Below are 16,162 nucleotides of genomic sequence, written 5' to 3'. Positions count from 1 at the left end.
TAAATGGCGGTCTGGACGGGACTCGAACCCGCGACCTCCTGCGTGACAGGCAGGCATTCTAACCAACTGAACTACCAGACCAAATTGCGGGGGCAGGATTTGAACCTGCGACCTTCGGGTTATGAGCCCGACGAGCTACCGGACTGCTCCACCCCGCGATAACAATATAATGTGTTAAATTAACACAGCCTGGCAGCGTCCTACTCTCACAGGGACTTGCGTCCCAACTACCATTGGCGCTGAGAAGCTTAACTTCCGTGTTCGGGATGGGAACGGGTGTGACCTTCTCGCCATTACTACCAGACTATTTTTAGAGGTTTTCATTCCCTCAAAACTAGATAATGCAGAAGAAGTATAGTAAAAACGAGTTCGCCTTACTTAATATGACTTGGTTAAGTCCTCGATCAATTAGTATCAGTCAGCTCCACACGTCACCGCGCTTCCACCTCTGACCTATCAACCTGATCATCTTTCAGGGATCTTACTAGCTTGACGCTATGGGAAATCTCATCTCGAGGGGGGCTTCATGCTTAGATGCTTTCAGCACTTATCCCGTCCGCACATAGCTACCCAGCGATGCCTTTGGCAAGACAACTGGTACACCAGCGGTGCGTCCATCCCGGTCCTCTCGTACTAAGGACAGCTCCTCTCAAATTTCCTGCGCCCACGACGGATAGGGACCGAACTGTCTCACGACGTTCTGAACCCAGCTCGCGTACCGCTTTAATGGGCGAACAGCCCAACCCTTGGGACCGACTACAGCCCCAGGATGCGATGAGCCGACATCGAGGTGCCAAACCTCCCCGTCGATGTGGACTCTTGGGGGAGATAAGCCTGTTATCCCCAGGGTAGCTTTTATCCGTTGAGCGATGGCCCTTCCATGCGGAACCACCGGATCACTAAGCCCGACTTTCGTCCCTGCTCGACTTGTAGGTCTCGCAGTCAAGCTCCCTTGTGCCTTTACACTCTGCGAATGATTTCCAACCATTCTGAGGGAACCTTTGGGCGCCTCCGTTACATTTTAGGAGGCGACCGCCCCAGTCAAACTGCCCACCTGACACTGTCTCCCACCCCGATAAGGGGTGCGGGTTAGAATTTCAATACAGCCAGGGTAGTATCCCACCGACGCCTCCACCGAAGCTGGCGCTCCGGCTTCTCAGGCTCCTACCTATCCTGTACAAGCTGTACCAAAATTCAATATCAGGCTACAGTAAAGCTCCATGGGGTCTTTCCGTCCTGTCGCGGGTAACCTGCATCTTCACAGGTACTATAATTTCACCGAGTCTCTCGTTGAGACAGTGCCCAGATCGTTACGCCTTTCGTGCGGGTCGGAACTTACCCGACAAGGAATTTCGCTACCTTAGGACCGTTATAGTTACGGCCGCCGTTTACTGGGGCTTCGATTCAGAGCTTCGCTTGCGCTAACCCCTCCTCTTAACCTTCCAGCACCGGGCAGGCGTCAGCCCCTATACTTCGCCTTGCGGCTTTGCAGAGACCTGTGTTTTTGCTAAACAGTCGCCTGGGCCTATTCACTGCGGCTCTTCGGGGCTATTCACCCCAAAAAGCACCCCTTCTCCCGAAGTTACGGGGTCATTTTGCCGAGTTCCTTAACGAGAGTTCTCTCGCTCACCTTAGGATTCTCTCCTCGCCTACCTGTGTCGGTTTGCGGTACGGGCACCTTTTATCTCGCTAGAGGCTTTTCTTGGCAGTGTGGAATCAGGAACTTCGGTACTATAATTCCCTCGGCATCACAGCTCAGCCTTATGGCAAGCGGATTTTCCTACTTGCCAGCCTAACTGCTTACACGCACATATCCAGCAGTGCGCTTACCCTATCCTCCTGCGTCCCCCCATCACTCAAACGATAAAGAGGTGGTACAGGAATATCAACCTGTTGTCCATCGCCTACGCCTTTCGGCCTCGGCTTAGGTCCCGACTAACCCTGAGCGGACGAGCCTTCCTCAGGAAACCTTAGGCATACGGTGGATGAGATTCTCACTCATCTTTCGCTACTCATACCGGCATTCTCACTTCTAAGCGCTCCACCAGTCCTTACGGTCTAGCTTCAACGCCCTTAGAACGCTCTCCTACCGCGGACACCATAAGGTGTCCACCCACAGCTTCGGTGATACGTTTAGCCCCGGTACATTTTCGGCGCAGAGTCACTCGACCAGTGAGCTATTACGCACTCTTTAAATGGTGGCTGCTTCTAAGCCAACATCCTGGTTGTCTAAGCAACTCCACATCCTTTTCCACTTAACGTATACTTTGGGACCTTAGCTGGTGGTCTGGGCTGTTTCCCTTTTGACTACGGATCTTATCACTCGCAGTCTGACTCCCACGGATAAGTCATTGGCATTCGGAGTTTGTCTGAATTCGGTAACCCGATGAGGGCCCCTAGTCCAAACAGTGCTCTACCTCCAAGACTCTAACTACGTGAGGCTAGCCCTAAAGCTATTTCGGAGAGAACCAGCTATCTCCAAGTTCGATTGGAATTTCTCCGCTACCCACACCTCATCCCCGCACTTTTCAACGTGCGTGGGTTCGGGCCTCCATCCAGTGTTACCTGGACTTCACCCTGGACATGGGTAGATCACCTGGTTTCGGGTCTACGACTACATACTATTTCGCCCTATTCAGACTCGCTTTCGCTGCGGCTCCGTCTCTTCAACTTAACCTCGCATGCAATCGTAACTCGCCGGTTCATTCTACAAAAGGCACGCCATCACCCATGAACGGGCTCTGACTACTTGTAGGCACACGGTTTCAGGATCTCTTTCACTCCCCTTCCGGGGTGCTTTTCACCTTTCCCTCACGGTACTGGTTCACTATCGGTCACTAGGGAGTATTTAGCCTTGGGAGATGGTCCTCCCTGCTTCCGACCGGATTTCACGTGTCCGGCCGTACTCAGGATCCACTCAGGAGGGAACGAAGTTTCAACTACAGGGCTTTTACCTTCTATGGCTGGCCTTTCCAGACCGCTTCATCTACCCCGTTCCTTTGTAACTCCATGTTGAGTGTCCTACAACCCCGAAAGGCAAGCCTTTCGGTTTGGGCTGTTCCCGTTTCGCTCGCCGCTACTCAGGGAATCGCGTTTGCTTTCTCTTCCTCCGGGTACTTAGATGTTTCAGTTCCCCGGGTCTGCCTTCAATACCCTATGTATTCAGGTAAAGATACTGTTCCATTACGAACAGTGGGTTTCCCCATTCGGAAATCTCCGGATCGGCGCTTACTTACAGCTCCCCGAAGCATATCGGTGTTAGTCCCGTCCTTCATCGGCTCCTAGTGCCAAGGCATTCACCGTGCGCCCTTTCTAACTTAACCTAAAAGGTTTTACTTACTCTTAAAAATAAGAGAGAAAAACTAAAATGGCGATTACTCGGTTCTTACTTGGTTACTTCTTCTATACGATTATCTAGTTTTCAAAGAACGAAAGTTCTGAGAGATTGTTCTCTCAAAACTAAACAAACAAGAAACAATCAAACAAACATGTATTGTCTGGCTCATATGTCCAGCTTATATCCTTAGAAAGGAGGTGATCCAGCCGCACCTTCCGATACGGCTACCTTGTTACGACTTCACCCCAATCATCTGTCCCACCTTAGGCGGCTGGCTCCTTACGGTTACCCCACCGACTTCGGGTGTTACAAACTCTCGTGGTGTGACGGGCGGTGTGTACAAGGCCCGGGAACGTATTCACCGCGGCATGCTGATCCGCGATTACTAGCGATTCCGGCTTCATGCAGGCGAGTTGCAGCCTGCAATCCGAACTGAGAATGGTTTTATGGGATTGGCTCCACCTCGCGGCTTCGCTGCCCTTTGTACCATCCATTGTAGCACGTGTGTAGCCCAGGTCATAAGGGGCATGATGATTTGACGTCATCCCCACCTTCCTCCGGTTTGTCACCGGCAGTCACCTTAGAGTGCCCAACTGAATGCTGGCAACTAAGATCAAGGGTTGCGCTCGTTGCGGGACTTAACCCAACATCTCACGACACGAGCTGACGACAACCATGCACCACCTGTCACTCTGTCCCCCGAAGGGGAAATTCCTATCTCTAGGAGTGTCAGAGGATGTCAAGACCTGGTAAGGTTCTTCGCGTTGCTTCGAATTAAACCACATGCTCCACCGCTTGTGCGGGCCCCCGTCAATTCCTTTGAGTTTCAGCCTTGCGGCCGTACTCCCCAGGCGGAGTGCTTAATGCGTTAGCTGCAGCACTAAAGGGCGGAAACCCTCTAACACTTAGCACTCATCGTTTACGGCGTGGACTACCAGGGTATCTAATCCTGTTTGCTCCCCACGCTTTCGCGCCTCAGCGTCAGTTACAGACCAGAAAGCCGCCTTCGCCACTGGTGTTCCTCCACATCTCTACGCATTTCACCGCTACACGTGGAATTCCGCTTTCCTCTTCTGCACTCAAGTCCCCCAGTTTCCAATGACCCTCCACGGTTGAGCCGTGGGCTTTCACATCAGACTTAAAGGACCGCCTGCGCGCGCTTTACGCCCAATAATTCCGGACAACGCTTGCCACCTACGTATTACCGCGGCTGCTGGCACGTAGTTAGCCGTGGCTTTCTGGTCAGGTACCGTCAAGGTACCGGCAGTTACTCCGATACTTGTTCTTCCCTGACAACAGAGCTTTACGACCCGAAGGCCTTCATCGCTCACGCGGCGTTGCTCCATCAGACTTTCGTCCATTGTGGAAGATTCCCTACTGCTGCCTCCCGTAGGAGTCTGGGCCGTGTCTCAGTCCCAGTGTGGCCGATCACCCTCTCAGGTCGGCTACGCATCGTCGCCTTGGTGAGCCGTTACCTCACCAACTAGCTAATGCGCCGCGGGCCCATCTGTAAGTGTCAGCCGAAACCGACTTTCAACCTTCCCTCATGTGAGGGAAGAAATTATCCGGTATTAGCTCCGGTTTCCCGAAGTTATCCCAGTCTTACAGGCAGGTTGCCCACGTGTTACTCACCCGTCCGCCGCTAATCACCAGGAGCAAGCTCCCAGTGATTCGCTCGACTTGCATGTATTAGGCACGCCGCCAGCGTTCGTCCTGAGCCAGGATCAAACTCTCCAATAAAGTTGAGTTGATTAGCTCAAAAATGTTACGTTGGCTTCGTTTCAAATGAAACGAATATTATTGTTTGTTGACGTTTTTGTTTGTTTAGTTTTCAAAGAACTATTATTCTAAAGTGGAGCGGGTGATGGGAATCGAACCCACAACAACAGCTTGGAAGGCTGTGGTTTTACCACTAAACTACACCCGCATATAAAATTATGATGGTCGGGAAAACAGGATTCGAACCTGCGACCCCTTGGTCCCAAACCAAGTGCTCTACCAAGCTGAGCTATTTCCCGATATTGGAATTAAACTTTAGAACGCGCCCGACAGGAGTCGAACCCATAACCTTCTGATCCGTAGTCAGACGCTCTATCCAATTGAGCTACGGGCGCTCTTTTTAATCAACTTTTATATCTTATCACATTCGATTTATTATGTCAATATATTTTTTGGTGCGGCCGAGAGGACTTGAACCTCCACGGTGTTGCCACCACTAGGCCCTCAACCTAGCGCGTCTGCCATTCCGCCACGACCGCATTTTAAATTAGTGACAAAGAAAATCATAACATGTTTCCTGGAGTTTTTCAACAGGAAATTATTGGTGCGGGTGAAGGGAGTCGAACCCCCACGCCTTGCGGCGCCAGATCCTAAGTCTGGTGCGTCTGCCAATTCCGCCACACCCGCATAAAAATGGCTGGGCTAGCAGGATTCGAACCTACGAATGACGGAGTCAAAGTCCGTTGCCTTACCGCTTGGCTATAGCCCAATATATTTATTTTTCAAGAGAGAAAGAAACAGGAAATGAATTCGTTTCATTCCCCATTCCTGATGACCCCTACGGGATTCGAACCCGTGTTACCGCCGTGAAAGGGCGGTGTCTTAACCGCTTGACCAAGGGGCCGATATTTTAACCTGGCGGAGAAGGAGGGATTTGAACCCTCGCGCCGCTTGCGCGACCTACACCCTTAGCAGGGGCGCCTCTTCAGCCACTTGAGTACTTCCCCAATATGGCTCCGCAGGCAGGATTCGAACCTGCGACCGATCGGTTAACAGCCGATAGCTCTACCACTGAGCTACTGCGGAATAATAGCAAATATGAAGCTGTCCAATAAGACGTTGCCCTATCGACTCTTTAAATTATAATGACGTCTCTAATTAAAGTCAATACGAATTTTCATAGAAATAAATGGTTTTTCAAACTTTCATTCCAAAAGATATTCTTTGACCTTTTCTAATTTCCCTTTGCAACTTCCACAAACATAGCGACTTGTATCAATGCTTCTTCTGCGCTGATATGGAAGGCTACACTTTGTGCATTTATATAAAAGTATTTTTTTAGCTTTACGTTTTCTTTTTGGGGCATCCGGAAGCTGATTGCAAAACCTTGGAGCTCCCACCTTTTTTAAGAGTGTTTTAAAATCTAAATCACGATGCTTGTATCCCTTGCCTTCAAGATGAAGATGATAGTGAACTAGTTCGTGTTTGATGATCCCAATTAATTCTTGTTCGCCAAGCTGCTCCAAATACTTTTTATTAATTTCGATATTATGTGTACCCAAAAGATATCTGCCGCCAGTTGATCTGAGCCGAGAATTAAAGGATGCCTTATGTTTGAATGACCTCCCAAAGTACTCCATTGAGATTTTTTCCACCATCAATTGAAGCTCCGAATCCTTCATTTAAGGTTCCCTCACTTTCTTTGCGAACGTGACAACCTATTATAGCATATATTGTATATACCCTTGTGGAGAAACTTTTCGGGAGGTTTAATTTATGCCTACTTGGTTTCAAAACCAAATGAAAAGAGCATTCTATGAAAAAAATCGATACCAAATTAAGCTGTTAAATCAATGCTGGTTTTTTTACAGAAAAAAACACTGCTAAGCAAGCAGTGTTTTCATTTATTTTGCTGGCGGAAGCATGGTTAAGGCTACCCGGCCTTTTTTCATATCAACTGAATCTACCCAGACGGTTACTACATCCCCTACTGAAACAATATCGAGCGGATGTTTGACGAATCGAGTACTTAGTTTTGAGATATGAACAAGCCCGTCCTGTTTAACACCAATATCTACAAAGGCTCCAAAATCAACAACATTTCTTACTGTACCTTGGAGCTCCATTCCGGATTTTAGGTCTTCCAGTTTTAAGACATCTTTTTTCAAAAGCGGACGGGGCAGGTCGTCACGCGGATCACGTTCCGGTCTTACAAGTGCGTCAACAATATCCTTCAATGTTAACTCACCAATGGATAACTCTTCAGAAACAGACTTCAAATCAAGGCCGTTCAAGGCAGATTTCAACTCTTCAGACCCTAGGTGAGCAGTTGTAAAGCCGAGGTTTTTAAGTAGTTTTTCTACCTCTTTGTAATTTTCCGGGTGAATTCCTGTCCGGTCCAGCGGCTGTTTTCCATCTAATACCCGCAGGAAGCCCACCGCTTGTTCATAGGTTTTTGCGCCAAGGCGAGGAACCTTCTTTAATTGCGAGCGGCTGGTGAATTTCCCTTCCTCATCGCGCATTTTCACAATATTATTGGCTGCTGTTTTATTAAGGCCGGCAACATACTGCAGCAAGGAAGATGAGGCAGTATTCACATTCACGCCGACCTGGTTAACTGCCGTTTCCACGACGAAATGGAGTGATTCGGACAAAAGTTTCTGCGAAACATCATGCTGGTATTGGCCGACGCCTACTGATTTAGGATCTATTTTAACCAATTCCGCAAGCGGGTCCTGTAGACGGCGGGCAATTGACACGGCACTCCGTTCTTCTACTTGGAAGTTAGGGAATTCCTCTCTTGCAAGATCGGAAGCAGAATACACACTTGCCCCGGCTTCATTCACAATTAGATAAAAGATTTCTCCCTTAACTTCTTTTAAAATATCAGCTACGAATTGCTCTGTCTCTCTAGAGGCAGTCCCATTTCCGACAGCAACCATCTCAACCTTATAGTCCCGCAATATTTTGATAAACTTGTCTTTTGCTTCCTCGGGCTTCGCTTTCGGTGGGTGCGGGTAAATGACATCAATCTTTAAGACTTTCCCGGTTTCATCCACAACCGCCAGCTTACAGCCTGTCCGATAGGCTGGGTCGACACCTAAGACGATTTTCCCCTTTAACGGCGGCTGGAGGAGAAGGTTTCTCAAATTCTCTGAGAATATATGAATGGCCTGTTCCTCTGCTTTTACAGTCAACTCACTGCGGATTTCTCTCTCAATAGACGGCTGGATTAATCTTTTATAGCCGTCTTCGATTGCTTCCAATACAAATGGGGCTGTTGGCGAGTATTCCTTTTTAACCCACTTTTTAGACAAATATGAAATGATGATATCTGGGTTAATTTTGATAGACACTCTTAGAATGTCTTCTTTTTCACCGCGGTTTAAGGCAAGGATACGGTGCGGAACGATTTTATTTACCGGTTCCTCGTATTCATAGTACATTTCGTAAACGTTTTTCTCGTCCTTTTCCGCTTCCTTTACAACAGAGACAACCACACCGGATTTGAAAGTTTCCCGACGAATCCACTTACGGCCTTCCGCATCGTCTGACACCATTTCCGCAATGATATCCTTTGCACCGGCTAGCGCATCTTCTATTGTAAGAACCTCTTTTTCTTCCGATAAAAATTCTTTTGCCTTTTCTTCAATACTTTCTTTCGGGAATGTCAGCAGCCATTCAGCCAGCGGTTCAAGGCCTTTTTCCTTAGCTATAGTAGCCTTGGTTCGTCTTTTTTGTTTATAGGGACGATATAAATCTTCTACCTCTTGGAGCTTTTCAGCTTTTACGATGCTTTGCTGAAGCTCTTCGGTCAGCTTTCCTTGTTCCGCAATGATCCGGAGAACTTCTTCTTTTCTTTGTTCGAGGTTTTGTATGTATTGCCAGCGTTCTAGTATGTTCCGGATTTGCACCTCATCCAGGGCACCGGTCATTTCTTTCCGATAGCGAGCGATAAATGGGACGGTATTTCCTTCATTCAGTAAGGAAATGACATTTTTTACTTGCTTAAAGCTGATTACTAGTTCAGCGGAAATTTTTCCCAGTAACTGTTCGTCTTTTACTATTGTTTCGGTCACAACTTTACCTCCAATTTCCTTTTAACACTTATTGTATCAAATTAGCGCAGGGGTTTCATTAAATGGTATATTAGCAAGCCCTTCCTCTCACTCATGAAGGACATTTTCATCCCGTTCAACCCCTGCCTTGTCCTTCATCGCGTCTATGAAGGACACTTTTATCCCGTTCAGCCCTCGTTTTGTCCTTCATCACGCTTATCAAGGACATTTCGCTCCTTGTCCCAACCCGTTTTGTCCTTCATAACACTTATCAAGGACATTTCACTCCTTGTCACAACCCGTTTTGTCCTTCATCACTCCTATCAAGGACATTTCGCTCCTTGTCCCAATCCGTTTTGTCCTTCATAACACTTATCAAGGACATTTCACTCCTAGTCACAACCCGTTTTGTCCTTCATCACGCTTATCAAGGACATTTCACTCCTAGTCACAACCCGTTTTGTCCTTCATCACCCCTATCAAGGACATTTCACTCCTAGTCACAACCCGTTTTGTCCTTCATCACTCCTATCAAGGACATTTCGCTCCTAGTCACAACTCGTTTTGTCCTTCATAACACTTATCAAGGACATTTCGCTCCTTGTCCCAATCCGTTTTGTCCTTAACCCTTCTTGTTCTACCTGCCAAGAACAGGTTTCCCCTAAAAAAACAGAAAAGGCAAGCTTCCATGAGCTTGCCTTAGCAATATGAGGGCAGAATTATGTACGAAAAAACGCTCTTTTTTCACAAAGAGCGTTTTAAGTTAAAATTCGATGAGACCAAGACTTACCTGCAAGGCTTCATCCACTTTTTCCATCATTTCGTCATCGAGATGGGTAATTTTATCGGTTAACCGCTGCTTATCAATTGTGCGAATTTGCTCTAACAGAATGACTGAGTCGCGTTCAAATCCGTAGCGCTTCGCATCAATTTCAACATGAGTAGGGAGCTTCGCTTTCTGAATTTGAGCTGTAATCGCTGCAACAATCACTGTGGGACTAAACCGATTCCCGATGTCGTTTTGGATGACTAGTACAGGGCGGACGCCGCCTTGTTCAGAACCAACAACTGGGGAAAGGTCCGCAAAATATACGTCACCACGCTTGACAATCAAGGGATTATCCTCCACTTACAAGACGTTCAACAGTATGCTCTGCCTCATATTCTGCTTGAAATGCTTCTGACGCAATCCTAAGATTAATCTTTGCCATTTCCATGTATCCACGTCTCATGGATTCGCGAATTTGTCTCGTTTTTCGTTCGCGTAAATACATTTTTGTTGCTTGGTAGATAAACTCACTGCGGTTTACATTTTCCTGCTTTACGAAACCATCTAATTCAGTTAATAGATGCTGCGGTAATTTTACCAAGATTTCCGTAGTTGCGCTGGATTCAGACACCCAACATACACCTCCACCATCACTACACACCATTTTTTTATCTATACCATATTTTATAATAACACTAAACGCTCTTCATGCATAGACTAAATATGATTCCTACTGTATTATAAGCCAACTAAACAAGCTTTTATGCACAAATTACCGCAATATCATAAATATGTTTCCTATGCATGATTTACACCTATACCAGGTAATTTTTTATCTCGACAATTCTTTCACTCTTTTTATAAATGCGCGGGACCCGGCTCGCAATGATACACGGTATCTCGTAATTAATGGTGTCAAGCTTGGCGGCAATTTCATTAACGGAAATCAGCTGGTCACCTTCGCTGCCAATTAACGTGACGGTTGTTCCAACAGGAATCTCAAAAGGAAGACGGATCATGCATTGGTCCATACAAACCCTTCCGACAATCGGTGCGCGAAGCCCTGCAATTAGGACCTCCTGCCCCTGCAGCCTGCGAATCCATCCATCAGCATATCCGATTGGCAAAGTGCCAATCCATTCTTCCTGTTCACTTTCATATGTGGCGCCGTAGCTTACTTTGTTGCCTTTTGGCAGCTTCTTAATATGGACAAGCTTTGTCTTTAACGAAAAAGCCTCTTTTAGGGAAAAAGGAATTTCCTGTTCCATTTCCGGTGATGGGGTTAACCCGTACATTACAATTCCAAGCCTGACAGCATTGAAATAGGCTTTTGGAAACCGAATAGCCGCTGCACTGTTGCTGGCATGAATATACTTTGGCCGTTCAGCGAGTGTGCCTACAAGTGCTTCGAATTTGCCTAATTGCTCATTGAAATAAGCAGTTTCCAACTCATCAGCCGTTGCGAAATGCGTAAAAATCCCTTCAAACAAAAATCGGCTATCAGTTGCAATGGTTTGTTCAACAGCTTTTAATTCCTCGACAGTACGGACGCCGATCCGTCCCATTCCTGTATCCACTTTAACATGGACCTTTAGCTGATCATTTGTATTCAACTGCTGTTTTGCTTCCTCGAGCCATTCCTTTTGAAAAACAGTTAGGGTGATATTATTTTGAACAGCCACCAAGGCGTCCCCTGGACGAGAAGCCCCTAAAACAAGTATAGGAGCCGTTATCCCTTTTTTTCGCAGTGCAATCGCTTCATCAATAAAGGCTACCGCCAGATACACCGCCCCTGCATTCAGTGCGGTTTCAGCCACTTGGATATCCCCGTGGCCATAGGCATTAGCTTTCACGACGGCAAAAATGTCCACCCCTTCAGGCAGTTGTTTTTTGACAGATGTGACATTCTCCGCAATACAATCCAAATCTACTTCTACCCATGTATCCCGATAAAAAGAGTCTTGTTCTCCCATGATTCCACTTCCTAAAAACATTAATACCAGTATTATAACATATAAAAAAACAGGCCCCTAAGAGCCTGCCGGTGTAAATTATTGGTTCCAATCAGCGGCAGACGCAACACCTCCGCGGCTTGAAACTTTATTTTATTTTACTGCTTCCCCTTGGACAGATTTAGCGATCTCGACCATCTCTTTCTTCGTCAGGTTTTTGGAGGCAATCATATAATCGACTCCACCCTGTGACCAGGAAATTGAATGATCAGTAACGGCCCCAATCGTAATGCCTAGGTCAACCAAGTCACCTTCTACATAAGTCGGAGTAGTCGAGGCAACCTTCGATTTTACCTTTTCCTGAACAAGGGTGAACGATTTTTTACCGTCGTAAGTAAGGACAACCCGTTTTCCATCCTCAATCTTGACTGATTTTTCCTCAATTAGTTTGGTACCTTTGATTTCATAGGTTGGATATTTAACCGTAAAGGCCTTGTCGCCTCCGTCTGCCATCGCCGGCATATTTAGCTCTGCACGGGTCATGTTCTTCTTCATATCGAAGTCGTCCTTGTCAAAGCTGGCGTTGAATTTAACCTTTGTAAATTCTACTGTTACAAGAGCATTTCGGTCAGGGTCCATCACTTTAACGACTGCTGGTGACAAATCCTTTTTATTCAGCTTAATTTCCTGGATTGGAAGCATACTATTATTTTGATAGCGGGTTTTTGTTTCAAACACGTAGTGTTCTTTCGTAGCGGAAAATTTGGCGTCTTTATCGGCCACAATGTCTTTAATTAATGATTCATAAAGGTAAGCCTGGCTGCTGTTTTGCGGCCAATCACTTTGGAAGCGGAAGCTCTTTTTCAGAGCAGGTGTTAACACAAACACGCCCTCATTATTTCTTAAAATCATTTGACTTTGGTCTTTTTCCGCATTTTTTAGGTTAACACGATAAAAGTTTGGATCCATATGCCAGATTTCCACGTCGTAAACCTGAGAATCCGACCCCATTTTGAGGGTCATTTTTGCTTCAGCTTTATAGCTTGATAAGTCCTTTTGCTTTCCATTTAAATCTTTTACCACATCATCCTGTGATTTAGAACCGCAGGCAGCGAGCATGAAGATTGCGATCAGCCCCGTGATGAGCAGCACTAACTTTTTCCTCATTCCTTCAACCCCTTCTTGTCTCATTTCAGTGTATTGAGAAGAGAAAGGCAGGGATCAGGCATGATAACCAAAATGACCAAGCTGACCTTGTCTCTCCTTTTTCCCTATGAATATATGAGACAACCTTGGGGAATATGCTAACAGGCCTGACAAGCTTTTTTTAAAATTAGTTATCCTCTTCAATCACAACTTGGGCGACAGCGTAATCCCTACTATGGGAAATGGACAAATGGGCACATACATCCGGTTTTATAATGACCGGTTTGCCCAACTCATCCGAACTAATTTCAATATCCAAAAAGGAAAGCTCTTTACCAATCCCCGTTCCAATCGCTTTTGAAAAAGCTTCTTTTGCTGCGAATCTTCCAGCTAAAAATTCGACCTTTCGACGCTCTGCCAATTCTGAGAATCTTTGTTTTTCGCCCGCTGTCAAAACCCGGTTGATAAATTTGGGCTGCCGGCTGATAATTTCATGAACTCTGGAAAGTTCAATAATATCAATGCCAATTCCTTTAATCATCGTTAATCTTCCTTCTATTTCATTTTCTGTCAGCATAATAGTGTACAAGATAAAATAATAGTCTATGATGGTACTAAGAGGTGGAAAATAATGTTTACTCGAACAGAAAGTCTTCGCGAGTTTCTTCGCTTTTACCCGGTGGTTTCTATTATTGTGGCCATTCATCTCATTCTTTTTACCTGTACCATTTTACCAATATTCCCCAACTCTTGGTTTATTGAAACCCTCTCCGGGGTCAATCTTTACATTATGGAGGGCGAGTATTGGCGGTTGATGACACCAATTTTTATGCACAGCGGTTTCTCCCATATGCTCTTTAATAGTTTTGCCCTTGTTTTATTTGGGCCAGGGCTAGAGCGGATGCTTGGCGGCGGACGATTTTTGATTGTTTATCTGGTTTCCGGATTGGTCGCCAATGTTGCCACCTTGTTGCTTGAGGCGCTCACCTATACACATGTCGGATCAAGCGGTGCGATATTCGGGCTGTTCGGCTACTATTTGGCGCTTATTCTTTTCAAAAAAAATACACTTTCCAAAGCGAATTCCCAAATAATCATCACACTTACTGTTATCAGCTTAGTAATGACATTTCTTGAACCTAACGTGAATATTACCGCCCACCTTTTTGGGCTGCTGGGCGGGCTTTTGCTTGGGGCAGTTTCACGGCAAAGTCTAGAATAGACAGGGTGGCTTCAACCGCGCGCTGCCTCCCTGTTTTTCTGTTCCTTAGAGTACCAGCCGAAAATCTTCTCTACCTCACTTTTTTCCATGTCGACAACTGTCCCGCCGGCACCGCCTAATCCCGATTTTACATAGGCCTCAATTGTTCCCAATTCTTTATTTCGCTGAAAATAACTTTCCCTTATTTCCAAGCTTTGAATCTTGTTTTTCTTCATAAAGACAGTAGTGCGGTTGGTGGTCTGAAATCTAAGGGTCAGCTGCTGACCATCCAAACTCCAGCCTGCGGTTTGATATTTCAGTATCGCCCAAAATGTAAATAAGCCAATTAGGAGCAGCGAAAAGAGACCCCATATTTTGAAAAAAAAGATGGCTGCCGCTGCGACTGGAACTGGAATGAACCAGCTCCGGAAAATATAACGCCTTAATGCCCGCTTCGGGACTGGCGTGAAGGACGTCGTGAAATGAAACTCCGGCAAGTAAGGGCCAATTATTGCAGACAATTCCCTTACCTTCATGATTGGCAGTAGGATGACATTTGCGCCATCCTTGTTCTCAATGGATCCCCCGGCACTTTCCACATACACCGTTCCATAACCAAGCAATTGCCTGATTGGATTCTCACTGATTCTTATGGCTTGAATCCGGTTTAATGGAATGGTGATTTGTTTTTTCTCAAGAAGCCCTTGTGAAATAACGAAGTCCTTTTTTGTTTTTACTACCGTGAAATTCGCATATTTCAGCATTGTCATCACTAAAGCAATCAGCCATGCCAGGAAAAAGCCGACAAAGACCATGATGGCAATAAGGATAAGATTGTGAACCGCCCAATCTTCCAACCCGCCAAAGATTTTTTTAAAAGGGATGAAATCGTCAAACTGGGAAAGCAGTGCGAATAAAGCAGATATCACTACCCCGATGCCTCCTGATGTTAACGATAGGAGCAATAATTCCGGTGTGGTTATTTTAAAAATCGGCTTGGCCACTTGGTGGTTTGCTACTTCTGAATCACCCGTTTTAGCCGCTGCCACATACTCTTGAATAAGCTTTGCCTCTGCCTTGTTGATGGCTGAAAGAACAGCCTCCGCTTCCTCGTCTCCACTTGAGCCGGCTGTTTCAATTTGTACCTTCACAAGCCCAAACAACTGCTGTAAAATGCCTTCTGTCAAATCGATGCTTTGGATTCGTTCAAAGGGGATATAGCGTTTTTTGCGAATGAAAATCCCGTATTCGATTCGAAGCTCATTATTCTCAAATCGATAAGTATATTTTAACCAAGAAATTAGGCCGGAGATAAAAGTGAAAATAACAACAACAAAGGCTATACCAAGTGTAATGAAAAGAGATTCCTTACCTTCCCGTCCTCCTGAAAAAAATATTGCAGCTAAGGGGATGAAAAGGCTTTTTAATCTTTTACCGGTATTAATGACGCTGGCGATGGGGTGAAGCCGTTTTGGTTCAGACATCATCTTCAGCCACCCTTGCCAATTTTGAAATATAGAATCGTAATTCTTCCGCTTCGCTCTCGTCCAAGGCAGGAATTTCGTGAGCGGTGGCGGCCGTATGGACGATGACCGATGCCAGCTTATATTTTCTTAAAATTGGGCCTTGTACGGTATCGACATGCTGAACACGGACCATCGGCACGAGCGTACGACTAATGATAAAAATCCCTTCCAAGGTATCAATTTCTTCTTCGCGGACCTCGTACCGCCAGCGCTTCCATCTGATTGATGGGAATAAGAAAATATGTAAATAGGTTAATATGATGGCGAGCGCTATAAGGATAACGGATACCCAAAGTGGTCCGTTAAATATATGTATTATTATGATGGCCGTGACAGCTATTGCCCACTCTATCGCTGCTTTTATAACACCAGAAATGCGCCAAACTTTCAGGGCACTTACCGAGATGCGTTTTTGCGGTTCTGTCTGCATTCTATTTCCCCCTCCCTTTTAAAT

At 46.0% G+C, this 16,162-nt stretch carries 11 protein-coding genes, 11 tRNA genes and 3 rRNA genes; 2 read left to right on the top strand and 23 right to left on the bottom strand.

Going from position 1 to position 16,162, the window contains the following annotated elements; all coding sequences use genetic code 11:
• Positions 1 to 4: 4 nt before the first annotated feature.
• From QNN06_RS01370 to QNN06_RS01300, 15 genes are all read right to left on the bottom strand, one after another.
• A tRNA-Asp gene (locus QNN06_RS01370) sits at positions 5 to 81 on the bottom strand.
• A 3-nt stretch (positions 82 to 84) separates the two neighbouring features.
• Positions 85 to 158, bottom strand: a tRNA-Met gene (locus QNN06_RS01365).
• A 29-nt stretch (positions 159 to 187) separates the two neighbouring features.
• Positions 188 to 304: ribosomal RNA gene (gene rrf / locus QNN06_RS01360) — 5S ribosomal RNA — on the bottom strand.
• 84 nt (positions 305 to 388) lie between these two features.
• Positions 389 to 3,323 (bottom strand): 23S ribosomal RNA (locus QNN06_RS01355).
• 204 nt (positions 3,324 to 3,527) lie between these two features.
• Positions 3,528 to 5,077 (bottom strand): 16S ribosomal RNA (locus QNN06_RS01350).
• The 16S, 23S and 5S rRNA genes sit together here with 11 tRNA genes alongside, the layout of an rRNA operon.
• A gap of 113 nt (positions 5,078 to 5,190) precedes the next feature.
• Positions 5,191 to 5,264 (bottom strand) — tRNA-Gly (locus tag QNN06_RS01345).
• A 14-nt stretch (positions 5,265 to 5,278) separates the two neighbouring features.
• Positions 5,279 to 5,355 (bottom strand) — tRNA-Pro (locus tag QNN06_RS01340).
• Positions 5,356 to 5,377: 22 nt separating this feature from the next.
• Positions 5,378 to 5,451 (bottom strand) — tRNA-Arg (locus QNN06_RS01335).
• 58 nt (positions 5,452 to 5,509) lie between these two features.
• Positions 5,510 to 5,595: transfer RNA gene (locus QNN06_RS01330), tRNA-Leu, on the bottom strand.
• A gap of 63 nt (positions 5,596 to 5,658) precedes the next feature.
• A tRNA-Leu gene (locus tag QNN06_RS01325) sits at positions 5,659 to 5,743 on the bottom strand.
• Positions 5,744 to 5,750: 7 nt separating this feature from the next.
• A tRNA-Gln gene (locus tag QNN06_RS01320) sits at positions 5,751 to 5,825 on the bottom strand.
• Between the two features lie 63 nt (positions 5,826 to 5,888).
• Positions 5,889 to 5,960: transfer RNA gene (locus QNN06_RS01315), tRNA-Glu, on the bottom strand.
• A 12-nt stretch (positions 5,961 to 5,972) separates the two neighbouring features.
• Positions 5,973 to 6,063: transfer RNA gene (locus QNN06_RS01310), tRNA-Ser, on the bottom strand.
• A 4-nt stretch (positions 6,064 to 6,067) separates the two neighbouring features.
• Positions 6,068 to 6,142, bottom strand: a tRNA-Asn gene (locus tag QNN06_RS01305).
• Between the two features lie 119 nt (positions 6,143 to 6,261).
• A complete protein-coding gene (locus QNN06_RS01300; protein ID WP_284036786.1) occupies positions 6,262 to 6,738 on the bottom strand; it encodes a SprT family protein in 477 nt (158 codons plus the stop codon).
• 94 nt (positions 6,739 to 6,832) lie between these two features.
• Here QNN06_RS01300 and cmpA point away from each other — a divergent pair, with 94 nt between their 5' ends.
• A complete protein-coding gene (gene cmpA / locus QNN06_RS01295) occupies positions 6,833 to 6,943 on the top strand; it encodes a cortex morphogenetic protein CmpA (RefSeq protein WP_213120929.1) in 111 nt (36 codons plus the stop codon).
• Positions 6,944 to 6,960: 17 nt separating this feature from the next.
• Here the strand turns inward: cmpA and QNN06_RS01290 are convergent, their stop codons facing one another.
• The 6 genes from QNN06_RS01290 to acpS form a co-directional block, all read right to left on the bottom strand.
• On the bottom strand, positions 6,961 to 9,135 hold the full coding sequence (locus QNN06_RS01290; RefSeq protein ID WP_284036785.1) for a Tex family protein: 2,175 nt from the start codon (positions 9,133 to 9,135) through the stop codon (positions 6,961 to 6,963).
• 742 nt (positions 9,136 to 9,877) lie between these two features.
• Positions 9,878 to 10,228 carry a type II toxin-antitoxin system endoribonuclease NdoA gene (ndoA, locus tag QNN06_RS01285; RefSeq protein ID WP_007083556.1) on the bottom strand — a complete coding sequence of 117 codons (351 nt, stop codon included), beginning with the start codon at positions 10,226 to 10,228 and terminating at the stop codon, positions 9,878 to 9,880.
• A 4-nt stretch (positions 10,229 to 10,232) separates the two neighbouring features.
• Complete coding sequence (locus QNN06_RS01280) at positions 10,233 to 10,514, bottom strand: CopG family ribbon-helix-helix protein (protein WP_213120931.1); 282 nt, start codon at positions 10,512 to 10,514, stop codon at positions 10,233 to 10,235.
• A gap of 184 nt (positions 10,515 to 10,698) precedes the next feature.
• Positions 10,699 to 11,856, bottom strand: a complete 1,158-nt coding sequence (gene alr, locus QNN06_RS01275) for an alanine racemase (protein WP_284036784.1) — start codon at positions 11,854 to 11,856, stop codon at positions 10,699 to 10,701.
• A gap of 132 nt (positions 11,857 to 11,988) precedes the next feature.
• Complete coding sequence (locus tag QNN06_RS01270) at positions 11,989 to 13,002, bottom strand: LolA family protein (RefSeq protein ID WP_213148132.1); 1,014 nt, start codon at positions 13,000 to 13,002, stop codon at positions 11,989 to 11,991.
• Between the two features lie 166 nt (positions 13,003 to 13,168).
• A complete protein-coding gene (acpS, locus tag QNN06_RS01265) occupies positions 13,169 to 13,522 on the bottom strand; it encodes a holo-ACP synthase (RefSeq protein WP_284036783.1) in 354 nt (117 codons plus the stop codon).
• A gap of 90 nt (positions 13,523 to 13,612) precedes the next feature.
• Between acpS and QNN06_RS01260 the strand changes: the two genes are divergently transcribed.
• Positions 13,613 to 14,203 (top strand): rhomboid family intramembrane serine protease, encoded by a 591-nt coding sequence (locus QNN06_RS01260; protein ID WP_213120935.1) that lies wholly within the window; start codon positions 13,613 to 13,615, stop codon positions 14,201 to 14,203.
• Positions 14,204 to 14,214: 11 nt separating this feature from the next.
• Here the strand turns inward: QNN06_RS01260 and QNN06_RS01255 are convergent, their stop codons facing one another.
• Together QNN06_RS01255 and QNN06_RS01250 are read right to left on the bottom strand one after the other, a co-directional pair.
• Entirely contained in the window at positions 14,215 to 15,669 is a 1,455-nt protein-coding gene (locus QNN06_RS01255; RefSeq protein ID WP_349654927.1) for a PH domain-containing protein, read from the bottom strand.
• Entirely contained in the window at positions 15,659 to 16,138 is a 480-nt protein-coding gene (locus QNN06_RS01250) for a PH domain-containing protein (RefSeq protein WP_284036782.1), read from the bottom strand. Before QNN06_RS01250 ends, QNN06_RS01255 begins: the two co-directional genes overlap by 11 nt.
• Positions 16,139 to 16,162: the final 24 nt, after the last annotated feature.

It is taken from the genome of Neobacillus sp. 114 (assembly GCF_030127045.1).
Lineage (GTDB): Bacteria > Bacillota > Bacilli > Bacillales > Cytobacillaceae > Neobacillus > Neobacillus rhizophilus.
Note: the sequence above shows the minus strand (reverse complement) of the source record. Positions and strands in the feature narration are given on the sequence as shown.

Excerpts from the sequence above, each read along its gene's own strand:
- QNN06_RS01255 (WP_349654927.1), bottom strand. The coding sequence starts at position 15,669 with ATGATGTCTGAACCAAAACGGCTTCACCCCATCGCCAGCGTCATTAAT.
- QNN06_RS01270 (WP_213148132.1), bottom strand. The coding sequence starts at position 13,002 with ATGAGGAAAAAGTTAGTGCTGCTCATCACGGGGCTGATCGCAATCTTC.
- QNN06_RS01250 (WP_284036782.1), bottom strand. The coding sequence starts at position 16,138 with ATGCAGACAGAACCGCAAAAACGCATCTCGGTAAGTGCCCTGAAAGTT.
- QNN06_RS01300 (WP_284036786.1), bottom strand. The coding sequence starts at position 6,738 with ATGAAGGATTCGGAGCTTCAATTGATGGTGGAAAAAATCTCAATGGAG.
- QNN06_RS01260 (WP_213120935.1), top strand. The coding sequence starts at position 13,613 with ATGTTTACTCGAACAGAAAGTCTTCGCGAGTTTCTTCGCTTTTACCCG.
- acpS (WP_284036783.1), bottom strand. The coding sequence starts at position 13,522 with ATGATTAAAGGAATTGGCATTGATATTATTGAACTTTCCAGAGTTCAT.
- cmpA (WP_213120929.1), top strand. The coding sequence starts at position 6,833 with ATGCCTACTTGGTTTCAAAACCAAATGAAAAGAGCATTCTATGAAAAA.
- alr (WP_284036784.1), bottom strand. The coding sequence starts at position 11,856 with ATGGGAGAACAAGACTCTTTTTATCGGGATACATGGGTAGAAGTAGAT.